18 protein-coding genes are annotated in these 25,063 nt (G+C 62.6%); 11 read left to right on the top strand and 7 right to left on the bottom strand.

Annotated elements, in window-relative coordinates:
* Positions 1–435: 435 nt before the first annotated feature.
* From rpoB to IRI77_RS10975, 3 genes are all read left to right on the top strand, one after another.
* On the top strand, positions 436–4,758 hold the full coding sequence (gene rpoB / locus IRI77_RS10985; RefSeq protein ID WP_194452114.1) for a DNA-directed RNA polymerase subunit beta: 4,323 nt from the start codon (positions 436–438) through the stop codon (positions 4,756–4,758).
* Positions 4,759–4,782: 24 nt separating this feature from the next.
* Positions 4,783–9,015, top strand: coding sequence for a DNA-directed RNA polymerase subunit beta' (gene rpoC / locus IRI77_RS10980; RefSeq protein WP_194452113.1), 4,233 nt, complete (start codon positions 4,783–4,785; stop codon positions 9,013–9,015).
* A gap of 117 nt (positions 9,016–9,132) precedes the next feature.
* Positions 9,133–11,094 (top strand): CocE/NonD family hydrolase, encoded by a 1,962-nt coding sequence (locus tag IRI77_RS10975; protein ID WP_194452112.1) that lies wholly within the window; start codon positions 9,133–9,135, stop codon positions 11,092–11,094.
* Between the two features lie 54 nt (positions 11,095–11,148).
* Here the strand turns inward: IRI77_RS10975 and IRI77_RS10970 are convergent, their stop codons facing one another.
* The 3 genes from IRI77_RS10970 to IRI77_RS10960 form a co-directional block, all read right to left on the bottom strand.
* Complete coding sequence (locus tag IRI77_RS10970) at positions 11,149–11,685, bottom strand: DinB family protein (RefSeq protein ID WP_194452111.1); 537 nt, start codon at positions 11,683–11,685, stop codon at positions 11,149–11,151.
* A gap of 34 nt (positions 11,686–11,719) precedes the next feature.
* A complete protein-coding gene (locus tag IRI77_RS10965) occupies positions 11,720–12,199 on the bottom strand; it encodes an aminoacyl-tRNA deacylase (protein ID WP_194452110.1) in 480 nt (159 codons plus the stop codon).
* 175 nt (positions 12,200–12,374) lie between these two features.
* The gene (locus IRI77_RS10960; protein WP_194452109.1) at positions 12,375–12,578 is read right to left on the bottom strand and encodes a hypothetical protein; all 204 of its coding nucleotides are present in this window, start codon (positions 12,576–12,578) and stop codon (positions 12,375–12,377) included.
* A gap of 93 nt (positions 12,579–12,671) precedes the next feature.
* Here IRI77_RS10960 and IRI77_RS10955 point away from each other — a divergent pair, with 93 nt between their 5' ends.
* Positions 12,672–13,742, top strand: a complete 1,071-nt coding sequence (locus IRI77_RS10955; protein WP_194452108.1) for a serine hydrolase domain-containing protein — start codon at positions 12,672–12,674, stop codon at positions 13,740–13,742.
* Positions 13,739–14,506, top strand: a complete 768-nt coding sequence (locus tag IRI77_RS10950; RefSeq protein WP_194452107.1) for a hypothetical protein — start codon at positions 13,739–13,741, stop codon at positions 14,504–14,506. Before IRI77_RS10955 ends, IRI77_RS10950 begins: the two co-directional genes overlap by 4 nt.
* Here IRI77_RS10950 and IRI77_RS10945 read toward each other — a convergent pair.
* Together IRI77_RS10945 and IRI77_RS10940 are read right to left on the bottom strand one after the other, a co-directional pair.
* Positions 14,501–15,832, bottom strand: a complete 1,332-nt coding sequence (locus IRI77_RS10945) for a (Fe-S)-binding protein (protein WP_194452106.1) — start codon at positions 15,830–15,832, stop codon at positions 14,501–14,503. The two genes, IRI77_RS10950 and IRI77_RS10945, sit on opposite strands and share 6 nt — an antisense overlap.
* Positions 15,819–16,946 (bottom strand): FAD-binding oxidoreductase, encoded by a 1,128-nt coding sequence (locus IRI77_RS10940; RefSeq protein ID WP_194453623.1) that lies wholly within the window; start codon positions 16,944–16,946, stop codon positions 15,819–15,821. The genes IRI77_RS10945 and IRI77_RS10940 overlap by 14 nt, the downstream gene beginning before the upstream one ends.
* Before the next feature lie 43 nt (positions 16,947–16,989).
* Between IRI77_RS10940 and IRI77_RS10935 the strand changes: the two genes are divergently transcribed.
* The 6 genes from IRI77_RS10935 (at position 16,990) to IRI77_RS10910 (ending at position 23,883) form a co-directional block, all read left to right on the top strand.
* On the top strand, positions 16,990–18,192 hold the full coding sequence (locus IRI77_RS10935; RefSeq protein ID WP_194452105.1) for a Gfo/Idh/MocA family protein: 1,203 nt from the start codon (positions 16,990–16,992) through the stop codon (positions 18,190–18,192).
* Positions 18,193–18,292: 100 nt separating this feature from the next.
* Positions 18,293–19,438 (top strand): acyl-CoA dehydrogenase family protein, encoded by a 1,146-nt coding sequence (locus IRI77_RS10930; RefSeq protein ID WP_194452104.1) that lies wholly within the window; start codon positions 18,293–18,295, stop codon positions 19,436–19,438.
* Between the two features lie 9 nt (positions 19,439–19,447).
* On the top strand, positions 19,448–20,332 hold the full coding sequence (meaB, locus tag IRI77_RS10925) for a methylmalonyl Co-A mutase-associated GTPase MeaB (protein ID WP_194452103.1): 885 nt from the start codon (positions 19,448–19,450) through the stop codon (positions 20,330–20,332).
* Positions 20,317–21,195, top strand: coding sequence for an S-methyl-5'-thioadenosine phosphorylase (gene mtnP, locus IRI77_RS10920; protein ID WP_194452102.1), 879 nt, complete (start codon positions 20,317–20,319; stop codon positions 21,193–21,195). The genes meaB and mtnP overlap by 16 nt, the downstream gene beginning before the upstream one ends.
* A 106-nt stretch (positions 21,196–21,301) precedes the next feature.
* Positions 21,302–22,540 carry a glycosyltransferase family 9 protein gene (locus tag IRI77_RS10915; RefSeq protein ID WP_194452101.1) on the top strand — a complete coding sequence of 413 codons (1,239 nt, stop codon included), beginning with the start codon at positions 21,302–21,304 and terminating at the stop codon, positions 22,538–22,540.
* 29 nt (positions 22,541–22,569) lie between these two features.
* Positions 22,570–23,883 carry a 3-keto-disaccharide hydrolase gene (locus IRI77_RS10910; protein ID WP_194452100.1) on the top strand — a complete coding sequence of 438 codons (1,314 nt, stop codon included), beginning with the start codon at positions 22,570–22,572 and terminating at the stop codon, positions 23,881–23,883.
* A 367-nt stretch (positions 23,884–24,250) separates the two neighbouring features.
* Here the strand turns inward: IRI77_RS10910 and IRI77_RS10905 are convergent, their stop codons facing one another.
* Together IRI77_RS10905 and IRI77_RS10900 are read right to left on the bottom strand one after the other, a co-directional pair.
* Positions 24,251–24,685, bottom strand: coding sequence for an ATP-binding protein (locus IRI77_RS10905; protein WP_194452099.1), 435 nt, complete (start codon positions 24,683–24,685; stop codon positions 24,251–24,253).
* 3 nt (positions 24,686–24,688) lie between these two features.
* The gene (locus IRI77_RS10900; protein WP_228486680.1) at positions 24,689–25,057 is read right to left on the bottom strand and encodes an STAS domain-containing protein; all 369 of its coding nucleotides are present in this window, start codon (positions 25,055–25,057) and stop codon (positions 24,689–24,691) included.
* Positions 25,058–25,063 lie beyond the last annotated feature (6 nt).

Genomic DNA, 25,063 nt, shown 5'->3' with positions numbered 1-25,063 from the left:
GAGATGCGGCGGGTTGCGGGGTTCCCGGATGGGATGCTCTGTAACCGGCCGCTTCTGCGTGCCCAAGTAACACCCGTTTGACGGTTTGTTTTTCATTCTGTTAGACTGGGGGCATCAGATTCTGCAGCCGGATCAGGAATCGCTGCGCCAGTGCTAAAGATATTCGACCCGGGTTCCGTACCATGGCGGCGTCCGGGTGACCTCAACACTTCGTTCCTACTGCGCAGCCGGTGTGTACCCCAAATTCTTCCCGGCTTGTCCTGTCTGAACTGGTCCAATTTCCTGCCCTTGGTGACAGACATCCCTGCGCCGGGCATCTCCCGACATACGATCCCGAGATTCACCCCTATCGCCCGATGTTCGGGTAGTTAGGGATGCCAGACTCTTCCTGGCGGCCCCGCCGCCGGATGAGATCGGCGCCTTAAGGAGTGGAGAATGGCTACTGCGTCCAACGGCACGCCTCGCGAGCGCGTCGACTTTTCCAAGATCAGGACCTCCGTCCCGATTCCAAACCTCATCGAAGTCCAGAAGCGCAGCTATGAACGCTTCCTGCAAATGGACCTGCTCCCCGATGAGCGTGACGACATCGGTCTGCAGAGTGTCTTCAAGAGCGTTTTTCCGATCACGGATTTCCGTGGTTTGTCGGAGCTGGAGTTCGTCGACTACTCGATTGGCAACTGGGAGTGCAAGTGCGGCAGCCTCAAGGGCTTGAACCACCTGCGCACGGTCTGCCGGAACCCCACCTGCGGCGCCACCATCAAGACCGATCCTTTCCATCCCGGCGACGTACTTTGCGACAAGTGCGGCACCTTCAATAAGAACATCGTCACCTTTTGCAACCGCTGCGGCGACCCCGTCGGCCTGCAATTGAAGTACGACCAGGCGGAGTGCGAAGAGCGGGGCATGACCTATGCCGCGCCGCTCAAAGTCACTATCCGCCTGAAGATGTTCGATAAGGACGAATCGGGCCGAAAGACTGTCCGCGAGTTCAAGGAGCAGGAGGTGTTCTTCGGCGAAATTCCGCTGATGACGCCGAACGGCACCTTTATCATCAACGGCACTGAGCGTGTGATCGTCAGCCAGTTGCACCGCTCGCCCGGCGTCTTCTTCGAGAAGATCCAGGCTCAGAGCTACTTCCTGGGCAAGATCATCCCGTACCGCGGCTCCTGGGTTGAGTTCGAGTTCGATTCCAAGAACCTTCTCTATGTCCGCATCGACCGTAAGCGCAAGTTCTACGGTTCGGTGTTCCTGCGCGCGCTGGGTATTAAGAGCGACTCCGAGATCATCAAGTCGTTCTACAAACACAGCGAACTGCAGCTGAAGGACAAGAAAGTCTACTGGAAGGTGGACGAGTCGCTGATCGGCGTGAAGCTGGGCAACGCCCTGGTTTCCAAGTCCGGCGAGACGATTCACCCGCCGAACCGCAAGATCCGTGAAGCTACGATCGAAGCGCTGCGCAAGGCCAAGGTGGAGGCGGTCGAAGTCACGATCGCTGAAATCGAAGGTTCCTGGGTAGCCTCCGACGTCATCGACATGGATACGGGCGAAGTCCTGGCCGAAGCGAACCAGGAACTCACCGCTACCAGCCTGGCCAAGATCATGGACGCCGGCATCAAGTCGATGGACGTGTTCTTTGCCGAGCGCGACGAAGTCGGCAACGTCATCTCGGTCACTTTGAAGAAAGACCCGGTGAAGTCGCAGAACGAAGCGCTGCTGGAAATCTACCGCAAGCTGCGCCCGGGCGACCCGCCGACGCTGGATACGGCCACGCAGTTGTTCCACGGCATGTTCTTCGACCCGCGCAAGTACGATTTCTCGCGCGTGGGCCGGATGAAGTTCAACATCAAGCTGTACGACAACGCCGAGTACGCACCCGAGGGGACGGCCGGCAACCCGCTGGACCGCCGTACGCTGGATGAGACCGACTTCATCGATACGATCAAGTACCTGTTGAAGCTCCGCAAGGGCATCGGCGCGGTCGACGACATCGATCACCTCGGAAACCGCCGCGTTCGCGCGGTGGGCGAATTGCTCGAGAACCAGTTCCGCATCGGCCTGGTCCGCATGGAGCGGGCGATCAAGGAAAAGATGGCCGTCTACCAGGAAATGTCGACGGCGATGCCGCACGACCTGGTGAACGCCAAGCCTGTCATGGCCGCGATCCGCGAATTCTTCGGATCGAGCCAGCTGTCACAGTTCATGGATCAGACCAATCCTCTGTCGGAGATTACGCACAAGCGCCGCCTCTCCGCCCTTGGACCAGGCGGTCTAAGCCGCGAACGCGCCGGCTTCGAAGTCCGCGACGTGCACCCGACGCACTACGGCCGTATCTGCCCGATTGAAACGCCGGAAGGTCCGAACATCGGCCTGATCTCGTCGTTGAGCTGTTTTGCGCGAATCAACGAGTACGGCTTCATCGAGAGCCCGTACCGCCGCGTGGTGGGCTCGCAGGTCCAGGACGATGTGAAGATCCTGAATCCGGGCGGTACCAACCTGAAAGTGGGCCAGGTGCTCACGCTGAAGGAAATGGACCGCATCATGGCGCTTCCCGAGACGAAGAAGCTCCCGCCCGAGTTCGAAGCGTATTGCGACTACCTCTCGGCTTGGGACGAAGACAAGTACGTCATCGCCCAGGCGAACATGGCGCTGGACGGTGAAGGCCGCATCGTCAACGAACTGGTGAACACCCGCAAGGCTGGCAACTTCTCGCTGCTGGCTCGCGAAGAGATCCAGTACATGGACGTCAGCCCGAAACAGCTTGTGTCGGTGGCCGCCTCGCTGATCCCGTTCCTCGAGAACGACGACGCGAACCGCGCGTTGATGGGATCGAACATGCAACGCCAGGCAGTTCCGCTGCTGCGCGCCGATTCACCCATCGTGGGTACGGGCATGGAAAAGGTGACGGCTCGCGACTCGGGCGCCGTGGTGCTCTGCAAGCGCGCGGGCGTGGTGGATTCGGTCGATAGCGAACGCATCATTGTCCGCGTGGAAGGCAACATCCACGAAGGCCAGATGTCGCGCGAAGTCGGCGCCGATATCTATCCGCTGACCAAGTTCAAGCGTTCGAACCAGAACACCTGTATCAACCAGAAGCCCATTGTGTACCAGGGGCAGAAGGTGAAGAAGGGCCATGTTCTGGCCGACGGTCCTTGTACCGACCAGGGCGAGCTCGCTCTTGGCCGCAACGTGCTGGTGGCGTTCATGCCCTGGCGCGGCTGCAACTTTGAGGACGCGATCATCGTGTCCGAGAAGCTGGTGAAGGAAGACTACTACACCTCGATCCACATCGAGGAGTTCGAAATCGAAGCGCGCGATACGAAGCTGGGTCCGGAAGAGATCACGCGCGACATTCCGAACATCTCGGAGAGCTTCCTGCGGAGCCTCGACGAGAGCGGCATCATCATGATCGGCTCGAAGGTGAAGCCGGGCGACATTCTGGTGGGCAAGGTGACGCCGAAGGGCGAAACCCAGCTGACGCCGGAAGAAAAGCTCCTGCGCGCCATCTTCGGTGAAAAGGCCGGCGACGTGAAGGACGCGTCACTCTACTGCCCGCCTGGTATCGAAGGCGTGGTGGTGGACGCGAAGGTCTTCTCCCGCAAGGGCGCCGACCTGGACGAGCGCAGCAAGTCGATTCTGGAATCGGCGATCGAAAAGCTGCACCGCAACCTGGATGACGAAAAGCGCATCCTGGGTGACGAGCGCGCCAAGCGCCTGGCCGCCCTGCTGGACGGCAAGGAACTGCTGGCCGACCTGCACGACGAAAAGACCAACAAGAAGCTGCTGAGCAAGGGCCAGCCGCTGACCCGCGACGTCATCGAGAAGATGAAGGCGCGTGATCTGAAGCGCATGAAGCTGACGAATCGCGATCCTCGCCTGAACGAGGCGATCGACGAGATCGAAGAGCTGACTTCGCGCCAGATCATGGTGCTGGAGAAGATCAGCGAAGAGAAGATCGCCAAGCTGAAGAAGGGCGATGAGCTCCCCCCCGGCGTCATCAAGATGGTGAAAATCTACATCGCGATGAAGCGCAAGCTGTCGGTGGGCGACAAGATGGCCGGCCGCCATGGTAACAAGGGTGTCATTTCGCGCATCGTGCCGGAAGAAGACATGCCGTACCTGGAGAACGGTACGCCGGTCGAGATCATCCTCAATCCGCTGGGCGTTCCCAGCCGTATGAACGTCGGCCAGATCCTGGAAACACACCTGGGTTGGGCCGGCCGGGAACTGGGCAAGAAGTATGCCACTCCGGTGTTCGACGGCGCCACGGAAGCTGACATCAAGGGCCAGCTGACGGAAGCGGAACTGCCGACCAGCGGCAAGGTCACGCTCTACGACGGCATGACGGGACAGGGCTTCGAACAGCCTGTCACGGTGGGCATCATCTACATGCTGAAGCTGAGCCACCTGGTGGACGACAAGATCCACGCGCGCTCCATCGGACCGTACTCACTGATCACCCAGCAGCCGCTGGGCGGCAAGGCGCAGTTCGGCGGACAGCGCTTCGGCGAAATGGAAGTCTGGGCGCTTGAAGCTTACGGCGCCGCTTACGTTCTGCAGGAGCTGTTGACGGCCAAGTCGGACGACGTCTATGGCCGTGCGAAGATCTACGAGGCGATTGTGAAGGGCGAGGCGGCCGCCGAACCGGGCGTGCCGGAATCGTTCAACGTGCTCATCCGCGAGCTGCAGTCGCTTTGTCTGGATGTGGAACTGATGAAGAAGCCGAAGGAAATGCCGGACACGGCATTGGCGGCGGACTAACCGGAGTAGGACAGGAGGCGAAATATGTACAGATCATCCCCGTACGATCGAGCGAACCTGATCGCGGATTTTGATTCCATCCGCATCAGCCTGGCCTCGCCGGAAAAAATCCGGAGCTGGTCCCATGGCGAAGTAACGAAGCCGGAGACCATCAACTACAGGACGTTCAAGCCGGAACGCGACGGCCTGTTTTGCGCCCGCATCTTTGGACCTATCGCCGACTGGGAGTGCTTGTGCGGCAAGTACAAGCGCATGAAGCACCGCGGCGTTATTTGCGACAAGTGCGGCGTTGAAGTCACGCTGTCGCGGGTCCGCCGTGAACGCCTGGGCCACATCGAGCTGGCCAGCCCGTGCTCGCACGTCTGGTTCTTCAAGGGCCTGCCGTCGCGCATTGGTTACCTGCTCGACATCACCCTGCGCGACCTGGAGCGCGTCCTCTACTTTGAAGCGTTCGTCGTGGTGGATCCGGGCGAAGTGCCCGGACTCGGCAAGGCCGAGGTCCTCACCGACGAGCGGAAGCGGCAGCTCGAAGCCGAGCACCCCGGCAAGTTCGTCGCCATGATGGGCGCCGAGGGCATCAAGGAGCTGCTGAAGAAGGTCGACGTCGAGAGCCTCTCCGTTGAAATCCGCGAGCGGATGAAGACGGAAGCTTCCCAGCAGAAGAAGCTCAAATACGCCAAGCGCCTGCGTGTGACGGAGAGCTTCCGCAAGTCCGGCAACAAGCCGGAGTGGATGATTCTCGATGTCATCCCGGTGATTCCTCCGGAACTGCGCCCGCTGGTTCCGCTGGACGGCGGCCGCTTTGCGACCTCCGATCTCAACGACCTCTACCGCCGCGTCATCAACCGCAACAACCGGTTGAAGAAGCTGATCGAGCTGCACGCGCCCGACGTGATCGTGCGCAATGAAAAGCGCATGCTGCAGGAAGCGGTGGACGCCCTGTTCGACAACGGCCGCCGCGGCCGTGTCCTGCGCGGCGCCAACAACCGCCCGCTGAAGTCGCTCTCCGATGCCCTCAAGGGCAAGCAGGGCCGCTTCCGCCAGAACCTGCTGGGTAAGCGCGTCGACTACTCCGGCCGTTCGGTGATCGTCGTCGGTCCCGAACTCAAGCTCCACCAGGCCGGCCTGCCCAAGAAGATGGCGCTGGAACTCTTCAAGCCGTTCATCTATCACCGGCTGGAACTGCGCGGCCACTGCACCACGATCAAGCAAGCCAAGGAATTGGTGGAACAGCAGGATCCGGTGGTGTGGGACATCCTCGAGGAAGTGATCAAGGAGCATCCGATCCTCCTCAACCGCGCCCCCACGCTGCACCGCCTGGGCATCCAGGCCTTCGAGCCCGTGCTCGTCGACGGCAAGGCGCTCAAAATTCACCCGCTGGTGTGTACCGCTTTCAACGCCGACTTCGACGGCGACCAGATGGCCGTCCACATCCCGCTGTCGCCCGAAGCGCAGATTGAAGCTTCGACGCTCATGTTGAGTGCGAACAACATTCTGTCTCCGGCGCACGGCGCGCCCATCGCGGTGCCGACGCAGGACATGGTGCTGGGGCTTTACTACCTCACCAAGGTCCGCAAGGGCTCGCGTGGTGAAGGCAAGAAGTTTGCGTCTGTGGAAGACGTCCTCATCGCCTACGAAATGGGCGAAGTGGAGACGCAGACCCCCATCACGCTGCGCTACACGGGCAAGGTCATCGATCTGGCGACCGCCTACGACAGCCAGGACGTGATGCACACTGAGCCGGTTGAGTATGCCAAGACCGACATGGAAACCACTGTCGGCCGTGTGGTGCTCAACGATGTTCTGCCCGACGAGATGCCCTTCATCAACGGCCTGTTGAAGAAGAAGGGTCTCACGCAGATGGTGCACTACTGCTACCTGAAATTCGGTCTCCGGATCACGGTACGCATGCTGGACGACGTGAAGGACCTGGGCTTCCTGTCTGCCACGCGCGCCGGCATCTCCATCGGCATCGACGACATGGTCGTGCCGGCTTCCAAGCCCACCCTGGTGAGCGAAGCCGAACGCGCCGTGGTCGAAGTGCAGAGCCAGTATCAGGAAGGCGCCATCACCCACGGTGAGCGCTACAACAAGATCATCGAAATCTGGAACAAGGTGACCGACCGCGTTTCGGAAGAGATGTTCAAGACCATGGAGAACGATGATAAGACGGGCCGCTATCTGAACCCGATCTACATCATGGCCGACTCCGGCGCGCGCGGTTCGAAACAGCAGATCCGCCAGTTGTCCGGTATGCGCGGTTTGATGGCCAAGCCGAACGGCGAAATCATCGAGACCCCCATCACGGCCAACTTCCGTGAAGGCCTGAACGTGCTGCAGTACTTCATCTCGACGCACGGCGCCCGCAAGGGTCTGGCCGACACGGCGTTGAAGACGGCCGACTCGGGTTACCTGACGCGCCGCCTCTGCGACGTGGCCCAGGACGTCATCGTGACGGAACGCGATTGCGGCACGATGGACGGCATCTTCGTCGAGCCCATCGTGGAATCGGGCGAAATCATCGAGCCGTTGCGCGACCGCATCGTCGGCCGCGTGGCGCTGGAAGATCAGCTCGACTACGAAGGCAAGATCATCGTCAAGGCGAACGAAGACATCACGGAAGAGATCGCGCAGGCCATCCAGGATGCCGGTATCGACCGTGTGAAGATCCGCTCGGTGCTGACCTGCGAATCGAAGCGCGGCGTTTGCGAACTCTGCTATGCCCGCAACCTGGCCACGGGCCGTATCGTCGAGCGCGGCGAGGCGGTGGGTATCATCTCCGCCCAGTCGATCGGCGAGCCCGGCACGCAGCTCACGATGCGTACGTTCCACATCGGTGGCGCGGCGTCGTCGGGTGTGGCGCAGAACAAGCAGGAAGCGCGTTACGACGGCTTCGCCAAGTACATCGGCGTCAAGACCGTTAAGAACGCCCAGGGCGAAATCATCGCCATGAACCGCACCGGCCTCGTCGCCACCTATGACGAAAAAGGCCGCGAGCGCGAACGCTACCAGGTGGTGTACGGCGCCAAGATTCTGGTCGAGGAGGGTGCGCCCATCAAGGCCAACCAGACCCTGCTCGAATGGGATCCCTACGCCTTCTCCATCCTGACGGAAATCTCGGGTACGGTGGTCTTCAAGGACATCACCGAGAACGTCACTTACCACGAGCAGGTGGACGAAGTAACCGGCCTGTCGCAGTGGGTCGTCATCGACTCGCCCGACGAAAAGCGCCTGCCCACCGTCATCATCCATCCGGATGGCGGCGGCAAGCATGACGAGCGCCGCTACCTCATGCCCACCCACGCGCACTTGAGTGTCCGTGCGGGCGACCGGGTCCACGCCGGCGACGTGCTGGCCAAGATCCCGCGCGCCACGACGAAGACCAAGGACATCACCGGCGGTCTGCCGCGCGTCGTCGAACTGTTCGAAGCGCGCAAGCCGCGGGAAACCGCCGTCATGAGCGAAATCAACGGCGTGGTCCGCATCGGCGATGTCGTCAAGGGCTTCCGCAAGGTTGCCATTGTCGGCGACGACAAGACGGAAAAGGAATACTCCATCCCGCGCGGTGTTCACATCAACGTGCAGGACGGAGAACGTGTGAAGGCCGGCGATCCGCTGATGGACGGTCCGCGCAATCCGCACGACATTCTGAAGGTCCTCGGTGAAAAGGAACTGCAAAAGTACCTGGTCAACGAAATTCAGGAAGTCTACCGGCTGCAGGGCGTGAACATCAACGATAAGCACCTGGAAGTCATCGTCCGCCAGATGATGCGCTGGGTGAAGATCGAGGACATCGGCGATACGGAATTCCTGCCTGAGGAGATCGTCGACAAGTTCAAGTTCAAGGAAGAGAACGATCGTGTGCGCGAAGCAGGCGGCCGCCAGGCTCAGGGCTCGCCCGTACTGCTCGGCATCACCAAGGCGTCGCTGTCCACCGACAGCTTCATCTCGGCGGCATCGTTCCAGGAGACCACGCGCGTACTCACTGAAGCCGCCATCAACGGCAAGGTGGACTACCTGCGCGGCCTGAAGGAAAACGTCATCATGGGCCGCCTCATCCCGGCCGGCACCGGCATGGATTACTATCGCCGCGTGAAGATCGCCGGAGAGGATGTGGTGGACGAACCGGTGCAGGAAGCCGACGCCCTCATGGCCGACTCCTTCGCCGTCTATGACGACGAGACCAAGGGCAGCTATATCGGCGGCAGCGAGCCGATCGATCTCAACATCGACGAACCGCTGGGCGACGCCGAATAAGCAACCGCTCAATCCGAAACGATCAACGGCCGGGGCTCACGCTCCGGCCGTTATCTTTTGGCGGGATCACGAGGGGCGGGCCTGCGCCCCCGGGTGTGCCATGGCTACACTCTATAGATGGGTTTTCTCCACTGTCAGGGCAGTCTGAAAGTAGGTCTTGCCATCCGATGCCGCGCTCCCTTCCTCGCGGCTGTGTTGCTGGGCGCGTGTTTTACTTGGATCCCGGCCGCGGCGCAGCAAGCGTCGCCGGGCGGAAACGATGTTCCAAAGGAATTCCACGTCCCCACCGACGGCTACGATCACATCCGCCGCGAAGTCATGATTCCGATGCGCGACGGAGTCAAGCTTTTCACCTCCATCGTCATCCCCAAGGGAGCCCACGACGCTCCGATCCTGCTCACGCGTACACCCTACAACGCCTTTGGCCGCACACGCCGCAATCATAGCCCCCTCATGCTCTCCACGCTGCCGCAGGGTGACGAGGTCTTCGTTCAGGCCGGCTATATCCGCGTCTTCCAGGACGTGCGTGGCAAACACAAGTCCGAAGGCGACTATGTGATGACCCGGCCGGTACGCGGCCCCCTCAACCCGGCATCGACGGATCATGTCACCGACGCCTACGACACCATCGACTGGCTGGTGAAGAACGTGCCCGAATCCAATGGCCGCGTCGGCATGCTGGGCTCGTCCTACGAAGGCTTCACCGTGGTGATGGCTCTTCTTGGACCGCACCCGGCTTTGAAGGTGGCCGCACCCGAGAGCCCGATGGTCGACGGCTGGATGGGCGACGACTGGTTCCACTACGGCGCCTTCCGCCAGACCAACTACGACTACACCGCCGGCCAGACTTCGAGTCGCGGTGGTGGTGATGGGATCGACCGCGGCTACTACGACGACTTCGAGAGCTTCCTCCGTGCCGGTTCCTCCGGCGCCTACGCCCGCAAGTACGGCCTCGACCAGTTGCCGTGGGTCCAGAAGATGACGGAGCATCCGGCCTACGACGAGTTCTGGCAGGGGCAGGCGCTGGACAAGTTGGTCGCCGAGCGGCCGTCGAGCATACCCACCATGTGGATCCAGGGCCTCTGGGACCAGGAAGACATGTGGGGCGCCATTCATTGCTATCTCTCGCTGAAAGCGAAAGGCCAGGCCGGTCATAACTACCTGGTGATGGGACCGTGGCGTCACAGCCAGGTCAACTACGATGCCTACAACTTGGGTCCGCTGAAGTGGCAGGGCGACACCGCCACTGAGTTCCGCCGGGACGTGCTGCTGCCGTTCTTCAATCAGTACCTGAAGGCCGGTGCCCCGCAGGCCGACACTCCGCCCATCTTCATCTACAACACCGGCGAGAACCATTGGGACCGGTTGAAGAACTGGCCGCTGGCCTGCGAATCGGGCTGCGCGGCGCCCATGAAGCCGATCTATCTCCAGGCCGGCTCGGCACTCGCATTCGACAAACCCAGCCAGGCAGCCGCGTCCGACTCGTATGTCTCTGACCCGGCCAAGCCCATCCCGTATCTGCCGCGCCCCGTGCGATTCGCTGATGGGGAACGCTGGCGCCAGTGGCTCATCTGGGATCAGCGCTTCGTCGTTGACCGCCCCGACGTGTTGGTCTACGAAACCGAGAAACTCACCGCCCCGATGCGCATCAGCGGCGCGCCCATCGCCGACCTCTACGCCGCAACCACCGGCACCGACGCCGACTGGGTGGTGAAACTGATCGACGTGTATCCGGACGAAGTCCCCAGCTACCCCGAGATGGGCGGCTACCAACTCGCCGTTTCCATGGACATCTTCCGCGGCCGCTACCGCGATAGCTTCGAAAGGCCGTCACCCATTCCGGCCGGCAAGACGCAGCGCTATCGCTTCGTCCTGCCCACAGCGAACCACGTCTTCCTGCCGGGCCACCGCGTCATGGTGCAGATCCAGTCGAGCTGGTTCCCTCTCTACGACAGGAATCCGCAGACGTATGTGTCGAATATCTTCATGGCTCAGCCCGCCGACTACGTGAAGGCGACACAGTCGATCTTCCGCTCTGCGGAAGCCTCGAGCGCGGTCTGGCTCCCGCTGGTCCCTTAACCAAATGGGAACGCCGGCGGTGCTCGGCCGCCGGCGCTCCTGTTCTGTTTGCCGCTAACTCAGAACGGCCGAGTAGCGTTCATGGAACACAGTCATGTGCGCCCGCTCGTGGCCCGCGATCACCCAGGCGAGGGCCCGGGCGCTCGCCGGACTGTTGCTGGACGTCCCGCGCCGGGCCAGAGCCTCACCATCCAGGCCGCGCAGCAGGCACAATGTCGCGCTGCGCACCACCTGCAACTCTTCGATCAGATCGGACCACGGCTGCCGCGCGTGCGGACCGTACTTCACATAGTCGTCCTGCTCAAAGCCGGGCAGGGGCGTGGCGTCATTGCGGGCGATGCGGAGCACACGGTAGGCAAAGATCCTCTCCGTGTCGATCATGTGGCCGAGAACTTCCTTGACGCTCCACTTGCCCTCGGCGTAGCGGTAGTTGGCTTGTTCCTCGCGCAGCGGCGCGAGCAGTTGAATGGTGGGGACAAACTGCTCGCGTAGCGTCTGCAGAAGGTCTCCATCCGGGACCAGGTCGATATAACGGCCGAAGTACGGGGCATACTCATCCGCCCCGGGCCTGATAGTCCAGATCTCGTTCATCCCAATAGTATGCCAAGCGCGGAGCGCGTCCGGCCTAACCGGCAGCGTGCGCAAACGCCAGCACCGATGGCCGGACCAGATCCTCCCAGTCCTCCGTATTCATCTGAATCACGTCCCGGTGCGTTCCGGCATTGAAGCAGATGGTCTCTTCAGACATCAGCAGCCCATCCACCCAGACCGGCATCTCATACAGGATTCCGTTGCCGAACGGCGGCATGGCGCCCAGTTCGCAATCATGGAACAGCTCCTGCAGTTCCTTTTCGGTCGCCAGGCGCAGATGCTGGCTGCCGAAGGCGTTGCGAAGCTCCTCCAGATCGACCACCCGGTCCGCCGGCAGCACCGACATGGCGTAGCCGTCCTCCGAGTGGACGACAACCACCTTGGCGAAGGTGCGCGGCGGCAGGTGATCGGCGCGGGCCGTTTCTCGAGCCGTATAGGTAAGTGGATGACGGTCGTGACGATAGAAAATCTCACGCATTTCTAGGAGTGCTGTCAGGCGATCGAGCGTTTTCATGGCTTCTTCCTTGTGGGGTCCGGGTTCTGGCGGCGGGCTTTGTTCTTCTCCGCCGTGGGCCGGACATGAGCTGGTGCCGGGGCCTGGACGCGAATACGGTCCACGGCCCACGTGCGAACGACGTGCGGATGGCTAGGGCGATCCATAGTCCCTCCTGGGAGAATCAACTCTGGGTTTACTCCGGTGAGCCGGGGGTGGAGACTCGCTGAATCAGCCTGTCCACCTGCTGCAATCGCTCGTGCAGGGCTTCCCGGAAGGTTCTCTTGTCGGTATGCCGGATTTCTGAAAGCAACTCGCGTTGCTTGGCTTCCAGCAATTGGCAGATCAGCGCCCAGTCGTCAGAGGTCAGGGCGGGTGGCTTGTCTTGCAACTGCACCATATCCACCTCCTACTTCGAGGATCCGGCCCTACCCTAACTCCAAATGGGACGGAATGGAAGGGGAGAATGCGCGGATCGTGGTACACAGAAGGAATGGCCTTCCGGATTGGCTTTATCTTCGCCCTGGTTGCAGCTGCCGTGAGCGGACAGGTCCCACCGTCGAAAGCCCCTGGCCTGCAACGAGTTGCCGACGCATGGAAGGAGCGGGCGCACATCCCCGCGCTCTCCATCTCCGTGCAGTCGGGCGGCCCGCCGGATTATGCCGCCGCCTGGGGCTACAGCGATCTGGAAAACTTCGTGCCCGCCACGCCCAAAACCGTCTTCCGCCTGGCCTCGCTTTCCAAGCCATTCACGGCCGTTGCCGCCCTAAAACTGGTCGAAGCCGGCAAACTGGATCTCGACGCTGAGATTCAACGCTATCTGCCGTCCTTCCCCAGGAAGCAGTGGCCCATCACCACCCGGCAGTTGCTCTCCCACCTGTCCGGCATCCGCGCATACGAAGGCGATGAGATCAATATCACAAAACACTACAGCGACCTGATGGAGGGGTTGGAGATCTTCGCCAAAGACCCGCTGCTCTATGAACCCGGCACGAAATATCATTACTCGACGTATGGATTCAATGTGGCCGGCGCCGTGGTCCAGGCGGTGGCCGGAGTTCCGTTCGCAACGTTCGTCGAACAGCAAGTTTTAAAGCCTTCCGCGACACTCACCATGCGCCCCGACAGCGTATTCGATATCATTCCAAACCGCGCGCGCGGCTACTACCTGCGTCCCGACGGGCAGATCCAAAACTGCGGTCTGGCCGATACCAGCTATAAACTGCCGGGCGGTGGATGGGTGGCAACAGCCACGGATATTACCCAGTTCGCCAGGGCGCTGATGGATGAAAAACTGTTAAGGCCAGAAACTCTGGACCTGATGTGGAGCTCTAATAAACTGAAGGATGGTTCGTCCAATAGTTATGGGCTCGGTTGGAACAATGAGCGCAGGCAAGGCCTACGCCTGGCCACGCACAGCGGCGGCCAGCAGGGGACGAGCACTTTCCTTATTTTGTGCCCCGAAAGGAAGATCTCGATTGTAGTCCTGGCGAACCTGGAAAGCGCTCCTGTCCGAGACATCGCCCTGGACCTGTTCGACGAGATGGTTGGATCCTCAAAGTGAAATCCTTGTTGGCTTTCCTCCTCCTGCCCGCCTCGATGTTTGCGGTGGAGCTGTCACCTAAGACACTGGCCGAGTTCCGGGCATATATGGAAGTGGCGGACCGTTCTGTCCAGAATCGCCCCCACACTAAAAACTCGCACCTGCCCGTCACCGCCACTTCGGGCCCCCAGATCATGCCGTATGACACGAAGGGCCCCCGGGGCCTGACTGCGGGGCTCGTCCACGACTGGGTTGGCGCGATTTTCGTGCCCAATGCGAAGGCGGCCGACGCCGTCGCCGTCCTGCAGGATGTGAATCGCTACAAGGAGATTTACTCGCCGGACGTAATCGACTCCAGGGTCGTCAAACGCGATGGCGACCACATCTTCGCCTTCATGCGCGTCCTGAAGAAGAAGGTAATCACCGTCGTCCTGGATACGGAATACGACGTGGAGTATCGCAATAAGGGCAACGGGCGTTACGAGGTCTGGTCGCGCAGCACCCGCATCGCTGAGGTCGAACACGCAGGCCACGAGCAGGAGCACAGCAAGCCGCCGGATACCGGTTACGGCTTCCTCTGGCGCCTGAACTCCTACTGGCTGATCGAAGAGCGCGACGGCGGCGTGTACATGGAATGCCGGGCTATTTCCCTCACTCGCGACATCCCGTTGGGCGTTGCGTGGGCTGTCAAGCCCATGGTGACCAGCCTGCCGCGCGAGTCGCTGCTGGTCACGCTGGAAGGCACGCGCGCCGCCGTAGAAGCACGCGTCAAGAAAGATCTATAAACCCGCTTTGCGGTAAGCTTCGTCCAGCAGTTCCACCACGTGCAGGACACGCTGGCGTTTGCCATACTTCGTCACACCCGCCTTCAACTGGATGGCGCAGCCGACGTTTGCGGTGGTCACCACCTCGGCCCCGGTGCCATTCACCATCACCATCTTCTTCTGGAGCAGGGAATCCGCAATGTCGTCGTGCACGATGTTGTAGATGCCCGCGCTGCCGCAGCACAGATCGGATAACGGCAGTTCCTTGAACTTCACGCCCGGAATTGCATTCAAGATCTGCCGCGGAGCCGAACGCACCTTCTGGCCGTGCGCCAGGTGGCAGGAGTCCTGGTAGGTCGCCGTGACACTCAGCGGCCCCATCTTCGGATTCAACTCGATCGAACCCAGAAACTCCGTGACATCCTTCATCTTCGCCACGAAGAGCTTCGCCTTTTCCGCATAGGCTTCATCGTGCTCCAGCAGTTCGTGATATTCCTTCAGGGTCGAACCACATCCTGCCGCATTCGTGATGAAAGCGTCGAAATTGCCGGCCAGAAACGCGTCGATATTCTTGCGGGCCAACGCCCGCGCCTGGTCCTTCAGGCCGGAATGGACGTGCAGCGCTCCGCAGCAGGTCTGCTCCGCTGGCAGCACCACATCGCACCCGTTGGCCTGCAGCACGCGGACTGTCGCTTCATTGAGCCTTGCGGACGTAACATTGGCCAGGCACCCGGCCAGGAAGCCCACCCGATACCGCCGCTGGCCTTTGGCGGGAAACGTCTTGCCCACTTTATCGAAGAAGAAAGGCACCTCCGCGGTCGGGGCGAGGTGTTCGATCCGGCCCATCTTGCCCATCAGCTTCAACAGCCCGCTGCCCCGCACGATGGCCCGCAGCCCCGTGGCTTCATACAGATACAGGAAGGCCCCGGCGGTCTTGATCATCCAGGGAGTCACCAGCAGGCGTTCGAAAATGAAGCTGCGGAACGCCCGTTCATGCCACGGCCTCTGCTTCTTCGCCTCGATCTCGGTGCGCGCCGCCTCGATCAGGCGCCCGTACGGCACTCCGGACGGGCAGGCGCTTTCGCAGCCCCGGCAGGCCAGGCACAGGTCCAGATGCTCTTCATACGACGCACCAGGCTCGGCTTGGCCGGTCGCCACCTGCACCATTTGGTAGATGCGGCCGCGCGGAGAGTCCATTTCGAGCCCTAGCTCGCGATAAGTAGGACATGCATTCAGGCACAATCCGCAGTGCACGCACTTGTCCAGGTCCGCCGCGCGCGGAGCTTCCGGATGCCGGTTCGGCAGCACCGGGGGAAAGGCCGAGGTCGTCGTCTCAGAGGCGGCCATACAGTCTCCCTCGATTCAGCAGTTGATTCGGATCGAACAGCGCCTTCATGCGTTGCATCAGCGCCAGGTCAGGACCCGGTGCCGGCCACTGCTCGATCTGCGCTTTCTCTTCTTCCGGAGCCCATTCCACGATCCGCGACCAGGCCTTCGCTTCCTGGGCGGCCATCCAGCGCCGCACCGCGTCCGCGTCGTCGAAGCCCAGGTAGGTCACGCCGTTGCCTGCGCGGGCCAGGCAAGGCCCGCCGGAGCTCTCCAGCACAGCCTGCAGGTCCATCAGCGGATGCCCAACCCGGACGACGAAGCGTGGCGTAGCCTGGAATTCGGCGATCGCGTCCCACAGGGCGTCTTCCCTGGCACCCGAGATCTGCTCCGCCCCAGCCAATTCTTCCCCATAGCGGCCCAGCAGTTTTTCACTGCCCCCGGCCCGCACCAGCAGGCAATGGCCACTCAACGAGACTTTCTCCGCCGCCGTCGGATTCACCACATCCAGGGACGTGGGCTGCAACACCCCGTGCAGCACCTTGTCCCGCGCCTGCACCGCCTGCGCCGCCGTGGGGAAACTCAAGGCGAAGGTCCGCGTACCCTCTGGAATCGGGCTCAGCTTGAAGTTCAGGCTGACAATCGCAGCGAGGGTGCCAAAGCTCCCGATCAGTGTCTTCTGCACATCCAGGCCCGCCACATTCTTCACCACCATGCCGCCGGACTGGACGACCTGGCCCTCCAGCGTGGCGTAGCTCAGCCCAATGACCATGTCGCGCGCCGCGCCGTAGACCCGCCGCCGCGCTCCGCCCGATCCGCAGGCAATCACGCCGCCGATCGTGGCGCCCCCCGCGCAAGGCGGATCCAGCGGCAGCATCTGTTGATTGGCGGCCAGCGTCCGGGTCAATTCTCCGTACGGCAAGCCCGCCTCGACGCTGATGGTCAAATCCTTGGGTTCGTATTGCAGGATCCGGTTCAGCCGGGTGGTGGAGATCCGAGTGGCTGCGCCGCCCGCCGGCCCCGCCATGCGGTGCTTGGTTCCGGCGCCGCCCAGGGAGATTCTCTGGCCGTTTCCGGCCGCCTCGCGCAGCGCTTCGGCAAGGTCCGCGGCGGTTGTCGGAGATAGTTCGCTCATCGGGATCGCAGAATCATTCTGACAAATCCGGTATCATCAGCGCATGGGCTCCCGTCGTAATTTTCTGAGTACAGTCGCGTCCGGACTCGCCACCACGCTGGCCGCTCCGGGCACCGTACTCGGCGCCAATGACCGTTTGCGTGTCGGCATCATCGGTCCTGGAGCCCGCGGCCAGGAGATCATGCACTGGGCCATCGCTTGCCCGAACATCGACTTCGTTGCCGCCGCCGACATCTACACCCGCCGCCTCGAACAGGCCAAAGCGATCGCCCCGAACATCAAAACCTATCTCGATCACCGCTACCTGCTCGACGACAAATCCATCGACGCCGTCCTCATCGCCACGCCGCAGCACCTGCACTGCGAGCACTTCACAGCCGCGCTGGCCGCCGGCAAGCACATCTACCAGGAAAAGACGATGGCGTTCACGGTGGCCCACGCCAAGAAGATGCGCGAGGCCTACAGGAACGCCAAGGGCCGCGTCGTCCAGATCGGCCACCAGTCCTGCTCCTCCGGCCAGGCCACCGACGCCGTACGCATGCTGGCCGAAGAGCCGATGGGCAAGATCACCTTCATCCACATGTGCCAGTACCGGAATACGCCGCACGGCAAGCCGCAATGGTCGCGCCCCGTGTATCCGGACATGAACAGCGAGAACATCCTGTGGAAGCAGTTCCAGGGCGACAACCCGGAACGCCCCTTCGATGCCAACCGCTACATCAACTGGCGCTTCTTCTGGGACTACTCGGGCGGCAACGTCTACGAGAACATGTGCCACCAGGTGTCGTTCTGGTACAAGGCCATGAAGCTCCAGATCCCCAAGTCCGTCAGCATGACGGGCGGCCTCTACCTCTGGAAGGACGGCCGCGAAGTGCCCGATTCCATGTGCGTCTCCATGGAGCAGCCTGAGGAAATGATCATCACCTGGAACTCCGGCTTCGGCAACGACAAGCTCGGCGTGACCGAGGACGTCCTGGGCGACGACGGCACCATCCAGAAGGGCAACCAGATCCGCTACACGCCCCAGCGTGTCAACGTGAAGGATAAGGCCGAGAAGATCGGCAGCACCATCACCGCGCCCCAGGCGCACATGCAGAACTTCTTCGACTGCATCCGCAACGGCGGCGAGCCGAACTGCCCCTTTGAACTCGGTTTCCGCACCTCCATCGCCTGCCGCATGGCCGTGGAAAGCTACCGCCAGCAGCGCATGGTGAAGTGGGACGCCGCCAGGGAAGAGATCGTCTAGCCGCTGGGCCTCGCCTTCCTCTGCAACCATTCAGCTCCTCACCGTATCCAATGGCGTAAGACTGGGATCGCCAGCCGCTACTCGTACGAGGAGGCGCCGCTTGGACTTCGAGTTCACGCCGGATCAACTGCACCTGCGCCGCACCATTCGTGCGTTCGCGGAAGCCGAGATGGCTCCGCACGTCCTGGAGTGGGACGAAACACAGACTTTTCCCGCTGAAGTGGTCAGCAAACTGGGGGCGATGGGTTGCCTGGGGTCCATCTTTCCCGAGGAGTACGGCGGAGCCGGGCTCTCCTACATCGACTACTCGATCATCGTGGAAGAGCTGGCGCGCGTCGACCCCTCCGTCGCCCTCATCGTCGCAGCCCACACTTCGCTCTGCGCGAATCACATCTACCTGGCGGGCAGCGAGGAACAGAAACAGCGCTACCTGCCTCGGCTCGCCTCCGGCGAGTGGTTGGGCTGCTGGTCTCTCACCGAACCCGAGGCCGGCTCCGACGCGGGCGGTACGCGCACTCGTGCCATCCCCAGCGGCGACGACTGGATCGTTGAAGGCTCCAAGACCTTCTGCACGAACGCCCATCATGCCCAGGTGTGCGTCGCCATGGCCGTTACCGACAGGCTGGCCGCCCACCACGGCATCTCAGCCTTCATCGTCGAGAAAGGCACCCCCGGCTTCCGCACGGGCAAGAAGGAAAATAAGCTCGGCATGCGCGCGTCCGAAACGGGGGAGGTGATCTTCTCCAACTGCCGCCTGCCGGAGTCGCAACTGCTGGGCCAGCCCGGCGAGGGCTTCGTCGACAGCCTGCGCATCCTCGACGGCGGCCGCATCTCCATCGCCGCCCTCAGCATCGGCTGCGCCCAGGGCGCCTATGACGCCGCCCTCAAGTACAGCAAGCAGCGCAAACAGTTCGGCCGCTTCATCAGTGAATTCCAGGCCATCCAGTACAAGCTGGTGGACATGGCCACAGAGATCGAGGCCGCACGCCTGCTCACCCTGCGCGCCGCGGCTTTGAAGGACCAGGGCCGCCGCGTCACACGCGAATCCGCCATGGCCAAGCTCTTCGCTTCAGAAATGGCGGTCCGAGCCTGCAACGAAGCGGTGCAGATCCACGGCGGCTACGGCTTCATCAAGGACTACCCCGTCGAGAAGTTCTATCGCGACGTGAAGCTCTGCACCATCGGTGAAGGCACCAGCGAAATCCAGCGTCTGGTCATCGCCAGGCAGCTACTCCAGAACCAGTAGACTGGACTGGTGGCCGGTCCGCAGACCCCTCTCTCTGAACGCATCCTGAAAGGCGACATCCGGGCCCTGGCCCGTGCCTGCACCCTCGTCGAGAACCGTGTGCCCGAGTCTGCCGCCATCCTCAAGGGGGTCTTCCCGCATAGCGGCCGCGCGTTCACTTTAGGAATCACCGGCTCACCCGGAGCAGGGAAGAGCACTCTCACCTCAGCCCTGATTGCGGAGCTGCGCAGCCGCCGGCAACGCGTCGCGGTGATCGCTGTCGACCCCTCCAGCCCCTTCTCCGGCGGCGCCATCCTCGGCGACCGCATCCGCATGGCGGCCCATCACGAGGACCCCGGCGTCTTCATTCGCTCCATGGCGACCCGCGGAGCCCTGGGCGGCCTCGCACCTACCACCCACGACCTCGCCCTTCTCCTCGATGCTGCCGGCTTCGATTGGATCCTCATCGAAACCGTAGGCGTCGGGCAAGATGAGGTCGACGTCGCTCGTCTTGCCCAAGCCACAGCCGTCGTTCTGGCGCCCGGCATGGGTGACGACGTCCAGGCCATCAAGGCCGGCATCCTCGAGATCGCCGATGTCTTCGTGCTGAACAAAGCCGACCAGCCCGGCGCCGCCCGCCTGGAGCAGGACATGCACGAATGGCCGCGCCCGCTGGTGAAGACCGTAGCCACCTCTGGCGAAGGACTGCCGGAACTCTGCCAGGCGCTGGAGTCGATCCGCGCCACTCTGCCGCCCCTCCGCGCCCAGGCCCATTGGGACTACCGCCTGCGCCAGATGTTCGCCGAACGTGTTGTCGCCCGCCTCGATCCCGAACTCGTAGCACAGGCCGTCCGCCGGGTGGCTGGCAGAGAGTGCGATCCATATACGATCATCGAAGAATGGCTGAAAGTCTGAATCCCAAGATCGGCATCATCGGAGGCAGCGGCCTCTACCACATGCCCGGCTTCACCAACCAGCGCGAGGTGAAGGTAGATACCCCGTTTGGCGACCCGTCCGACCCTTATGTCGTCGGTGAGCTCGAAGGCAAACCGGTCGCCTTCCTGGCCCGCCACGGCCGCGGCCACCGCATCAGCCCGTCCGAGCTGAACTTCCGAGCCAACATCTACGGATTCAAGAAGCTGGGCATCGAGACCATCATCTCGCTCAGCGCCGTCGGCAGCCTGAAGGAAGAGCACAAGCCGCTCGACTTCGTCATCCCCGACCAGTTCGTCGATCGCACCCGCGGCCGCATCTCCACCTTCTTCGGTGAAGGCCTGGTCGCCCACGTCAGCTTCGCCGATCCCGTCTGCCACCATCTGGCAGCCACGCTGAATCAGGCCTGCCAGCATGCCGGAGTCGCGGCCAAGCTCGGCGGCACCTACATCTGCATGGAAGGACCCGCGTTCTCGACCAAGGCTGAGTCCAATCTCTACCGCAGCTGGGGCATGGACGTCATCGGCATGACGAACCTCCAGGAAGCCAAGCTCGCCCGTGAAGCCGAGCTCTGCTACTCCACCATCGCCATGGTCACCGACTACGACTGCTGGCATCCCGATCACGATGCCGTCACCGTGGCCGACATCATCCGCAACCTCACCCACAACGCGGAGAACGCCGCCAAAGTGGTGAAGGCCGCCGTCGGGCTTCTCTCCGGCGGTCCGCGGATCTGCGGCTGCGGCCGCGCGCTGGAGTACGCCATCCTCACCGACAAATCGACCGTCCCGCCGGCGACCTGCCAGAAGCTCGAGCTGCTCGTCGGCAAGTACTTCCAGGCTTGATGCCCTCTGGCGGGGCGGAATCCGGTGTGGCCCGCCCCGCCGCTGCTGCTTCGTACACGATGGATTGCCGGCACGCGTCCGGCGCTACAAAGACGGTGGACTGAATTTGGAAAGCATTGCTCCTGCCGAACTGGCCGTTGAACTCCTGAACCACTGTCTGCGCGGCTCCCAGTGGCCGCAGGACGTCCTGCAGGCGCTCACAGACGATGCGCTCGACGAGGACGAACGCCTGGCCGCACCGGCCACGCGGGCCCTGTTCTCGATCCTCGTGGAACGCCTGGCCGATCTCTTCGAGCCCGCCCTCTGCGACGTCTACGCCGCTCTCTTCTCCACCGTGATCGAGCGCGCCCTGCCGGAGCTCCGCGCCTCCGGCCTCCAGGCCCGCTACCGCCAGGTCCGCACCGTCAGGCCCGTGACGTTCGACCCCGAGAACGTCTTCGTCCTCTCCCGTGTCACCCTGGGCGCCGACATTGCCGTCACCAGTATCCTGCTCGATGCCGCTCGCCAGCGCTTTCCCAAGGCCCGCATCTGGTTCGCGGGACCCAAAAAGGCGTGGGAACTCTTCGAGAGTTCGCCTTACCTCCACCACCTGCCCGTCGCCTACGGCCGCCGCGGCCTGCTGTCCGACCGCCTGGCCGTCTTCCACGACCTCAGGAAGGCGCTCGACCAGCCCAACAGCCTGATCCTCGATCCCGACTCCCGTCTCACTCAACTCGGCCTGCTCCCGGTCTGCCCGCCCGAACGGCACCACCTCTTCGAAAGCCGCTCCTACGGGGCCGACTCCCTCGCCTCACTTCCGCAGCTCACCCGTCAATGGGTCCGCGAAACACTGGGGGTGGAGGACGCCCAACCCTGGCTCCATCCCAAGTTTCAGTACGACTTCGGAGCCCAGTCCGTCACCACCGTCAGCCTGGGGGTCGGTGAGAACCCGGCCAAGCGCGTCGAGGACCCCTTCGAGTCGGAACTCCTCACGCTCCTGGCATCCCGGCCCGGCCTGGTCATGGTCGACGCCGGAGCGCCCGGCAGTGAAGAAGAGGAGCGCGTCCGCCGCGCCATCGAGAGCACCGGACTCTCGGCCGACCGCATCGGCCTGCACGAAGGCTCCTTCGCCTCCTTCGCCGCCATGATCGCCGCCAGTGAACTCTACGCCGGTTACGACTCCGCCGGGCAGCACGTCGCCGCCGCCCTCGGCATCCCGCTCATCACCGTCTTTGCCGGCTACGCCAGCGAACGCATGTTCGCCCGCTGGCGGCCGGACAGCCCCGGTCCCAGCACCGTCATCCAGGCCGCGTACCAGAACCCCCAGGACCTTTTGGCTGCCGTCCGTGCCGCTCTCCCGCTGTAAACTTGGTAAGCCGGAGCCCCGGCTAAGCCATGCGCCAGACTTGCCTTGTCCTCCTCATCGCCTGCCTGGCTGCGGCCAGTTGCTCACCACCCCAGGTGCCGCCGCCCGCCAAAAAGGTGGGGGCTCCCTCTAAGGAAACACCCGCCCAGCCAGCCGCCAAAGCCGCCGCCAAGGGGCCAGCCACGAACGGCGCACCCGCAGCCAAACCAGCCGCCAAATCCGCTGCCGTCAAGCCGCCTGGGCCCAAAGCGGCTCCTGCGAAGCCCTTCGTCCTGTCCGCCATCGAACTGACACCCCAACAGGTCACAGACGGTTGGATCAACCTCTTCGATGGCACGTCCCTCTTCGGTTGGAGTTCCGCTCCTGGGTCCGCCTGGACCGTCCGCGATGGCGCCATTGCCGCCGCGCCCTCCGGTTGGCTATTGACCCACCAGCCTTTTACCGATTTCCGCCTGCGGCTACAGTTCCGCACCACGGGCGCCGCTTCCGCTGTCGTGGCCCTACGCGCGAAGCCCGACGGCGATCCCACCGAGTCTGGTTTCCTGGTCGATCCGGCAAAGTCCAACGCGAAACCCGGCGAGTGGCACGCCTACGACATCCTGGCCCGCGGCAGCGAATACGTAGTCCTGCTCGACGGCCGGCAATTGCTGCGCACCCGCCGCTTCAGCCCCCTGGCCGGCGCCCTGGCCCTCTCCGGAGGCGCCATCGAATACCGGGCCATCCAACTCCGCCCGCTCGATATGGCCTGTATGTTCAACGGCAAGAGCCTGGATGGCTGGCGGCGCGTCGAGCGCTCTCCGGTCCCGCCGCAGCCCGCCGAATGGAGCGTCCGCGATGGCATGATCCATGTCGAAAAAGGACCCGGCCAGCTCGAGTCGCAGTACGCCTTCGACGATTTCATCTTCCAGGCCGACATCCGCGCCAACAGCACAGACCCGGCCCGCCACCCCAATAGCGGCATCTTTTTCCGCGGCGATCGCGACATCTTCTGGTCCGGCTACGAGGTCCAGCTCCGCAATGAGTTCTCCGGCGGAGATCCTTCCAAACCGGTGGACTTCGGCACCGGCGGCCTCTACCACCGCCAGCCCGCGCGCCGCATCGTTGCCAAGGACAATCAGTGGTTCACGATGACCATCAGCGCCTCCGGCCGGCGCCTCTCTGTCTGGATCGACGGAATGCCGGTCACCAGTTATCGTGATCCCGGCCCCGAGGGCTTGAATGTCCGTGAGGGCCAGGCGCGCCTGCTGCGCGGCAGCATCTCCCTGCAGGCGCACGACCCCACCACAAATCTCGATTTCCGCAGCCTATGTATCGCGCCCATGCCCCGGCTCAGTGGAAAATGACTCTTTTGTATGTCCTTCGGCCAACTCTCCGGCCGAAGGACATCACGCCCTATCTTTCTGCTGAACAGTCGGTTACGCTCGAGGGCGAATCGCCCTGCCTGCTTCGTCTACGCCAATACCGCGGGCAATCCGCTGCTCCCGGCTCGAAATACACTTCGCAAAACCCTTGATAATCGTCGGATTTTGGAGTAGCATTTTCCCAAGCTCTGGAGGAGGAGCTTCCGCGCAACAGGTCCGCGCGTGGATCCCACCTATCGCTTCTTGCGAGTTGGCGCCCGGTGTCTGACTCTCCTCCGCAGTTACTAGGCGTCGGGGGCGGTCCTTCGGGCCGCCCCGAATCAATTCTAGACCCTCAGGCGCTGCCCGCTTAGTGCTTCTTGAGCTTCTTCACCATCCGCAGCTCGTTCTTTTCCCCAGGCACAATCCGGTACTGCACGTCGTCCATGATCGTCCGAATCAGCCGCAGGCCGAGCCCGCCCGACTTCCTCTGCCGGATCAGCTCCTCCACCTCCTGCGGCTGCATCTGCCCGGGATCGAACCCGCGACCCGTGTCGATGATCTCGAATCGCAGTGTGTCGTCGTCCACCACCGCGCGGATCGTCACGTCGTGCGTCGCCTCCAGCCCGTAAGCGTGCTCAATGACATTCGCGCAGGCCTCGTCGACGGCGAGCGCCAGACGCGCCACCTCCCCTTCGTTAAAGCCCACCTGCACTCCGATATTGGACACGAAGTCCCGGATCATCGCCAGGTTTTCCGTGGACGAAGGCACTTTCAGGGAGAAGGTCTTTTCGAACGACGGCATGGGTCAGAACTCCTTCCGGCCACCCTCGGCGAATTTTGCCGCGGCAGCCTCCACGGTATCCAGAATGTCGAACAGGGCAGGGAACCCCAGCACCTCGAAAACCTGATACACCTTCGGCGAAATCGCGGCCAGCTTGATGTCTCCGCCTGCGTCTCGAATCTCCTCGATGAAACTCATGAAGACGCCCAGCCCCGCTGAGGAGATATACGTCAGGCGCCCGCAATCGGCAACCATGTTCAGGTTGCCCCCCTGCATCTCTTCCTGAATTGCATTCTCGAAATGCGGTGCCGTATGCGCATCCAGGTACCCATCCAGCGCCAACACACGCACCGCGCCCTGGTTGCCGCGTTCAATCTGAAAGTTGGTGGCCACGAATTC

This window comes from Paludibaculum fermentans (genome assembly GCF_015277775.1).
Taxonomy (GTDB): Bacteria; Acidobacteriota; Terriglobia; order Bryobacterales; family Bryobacteraceae; genus Paludibaculum; species Paludibaculum fermentans.
This window is presented reverse-complemented; position numbering and strand designations above follow the sequence as displayed.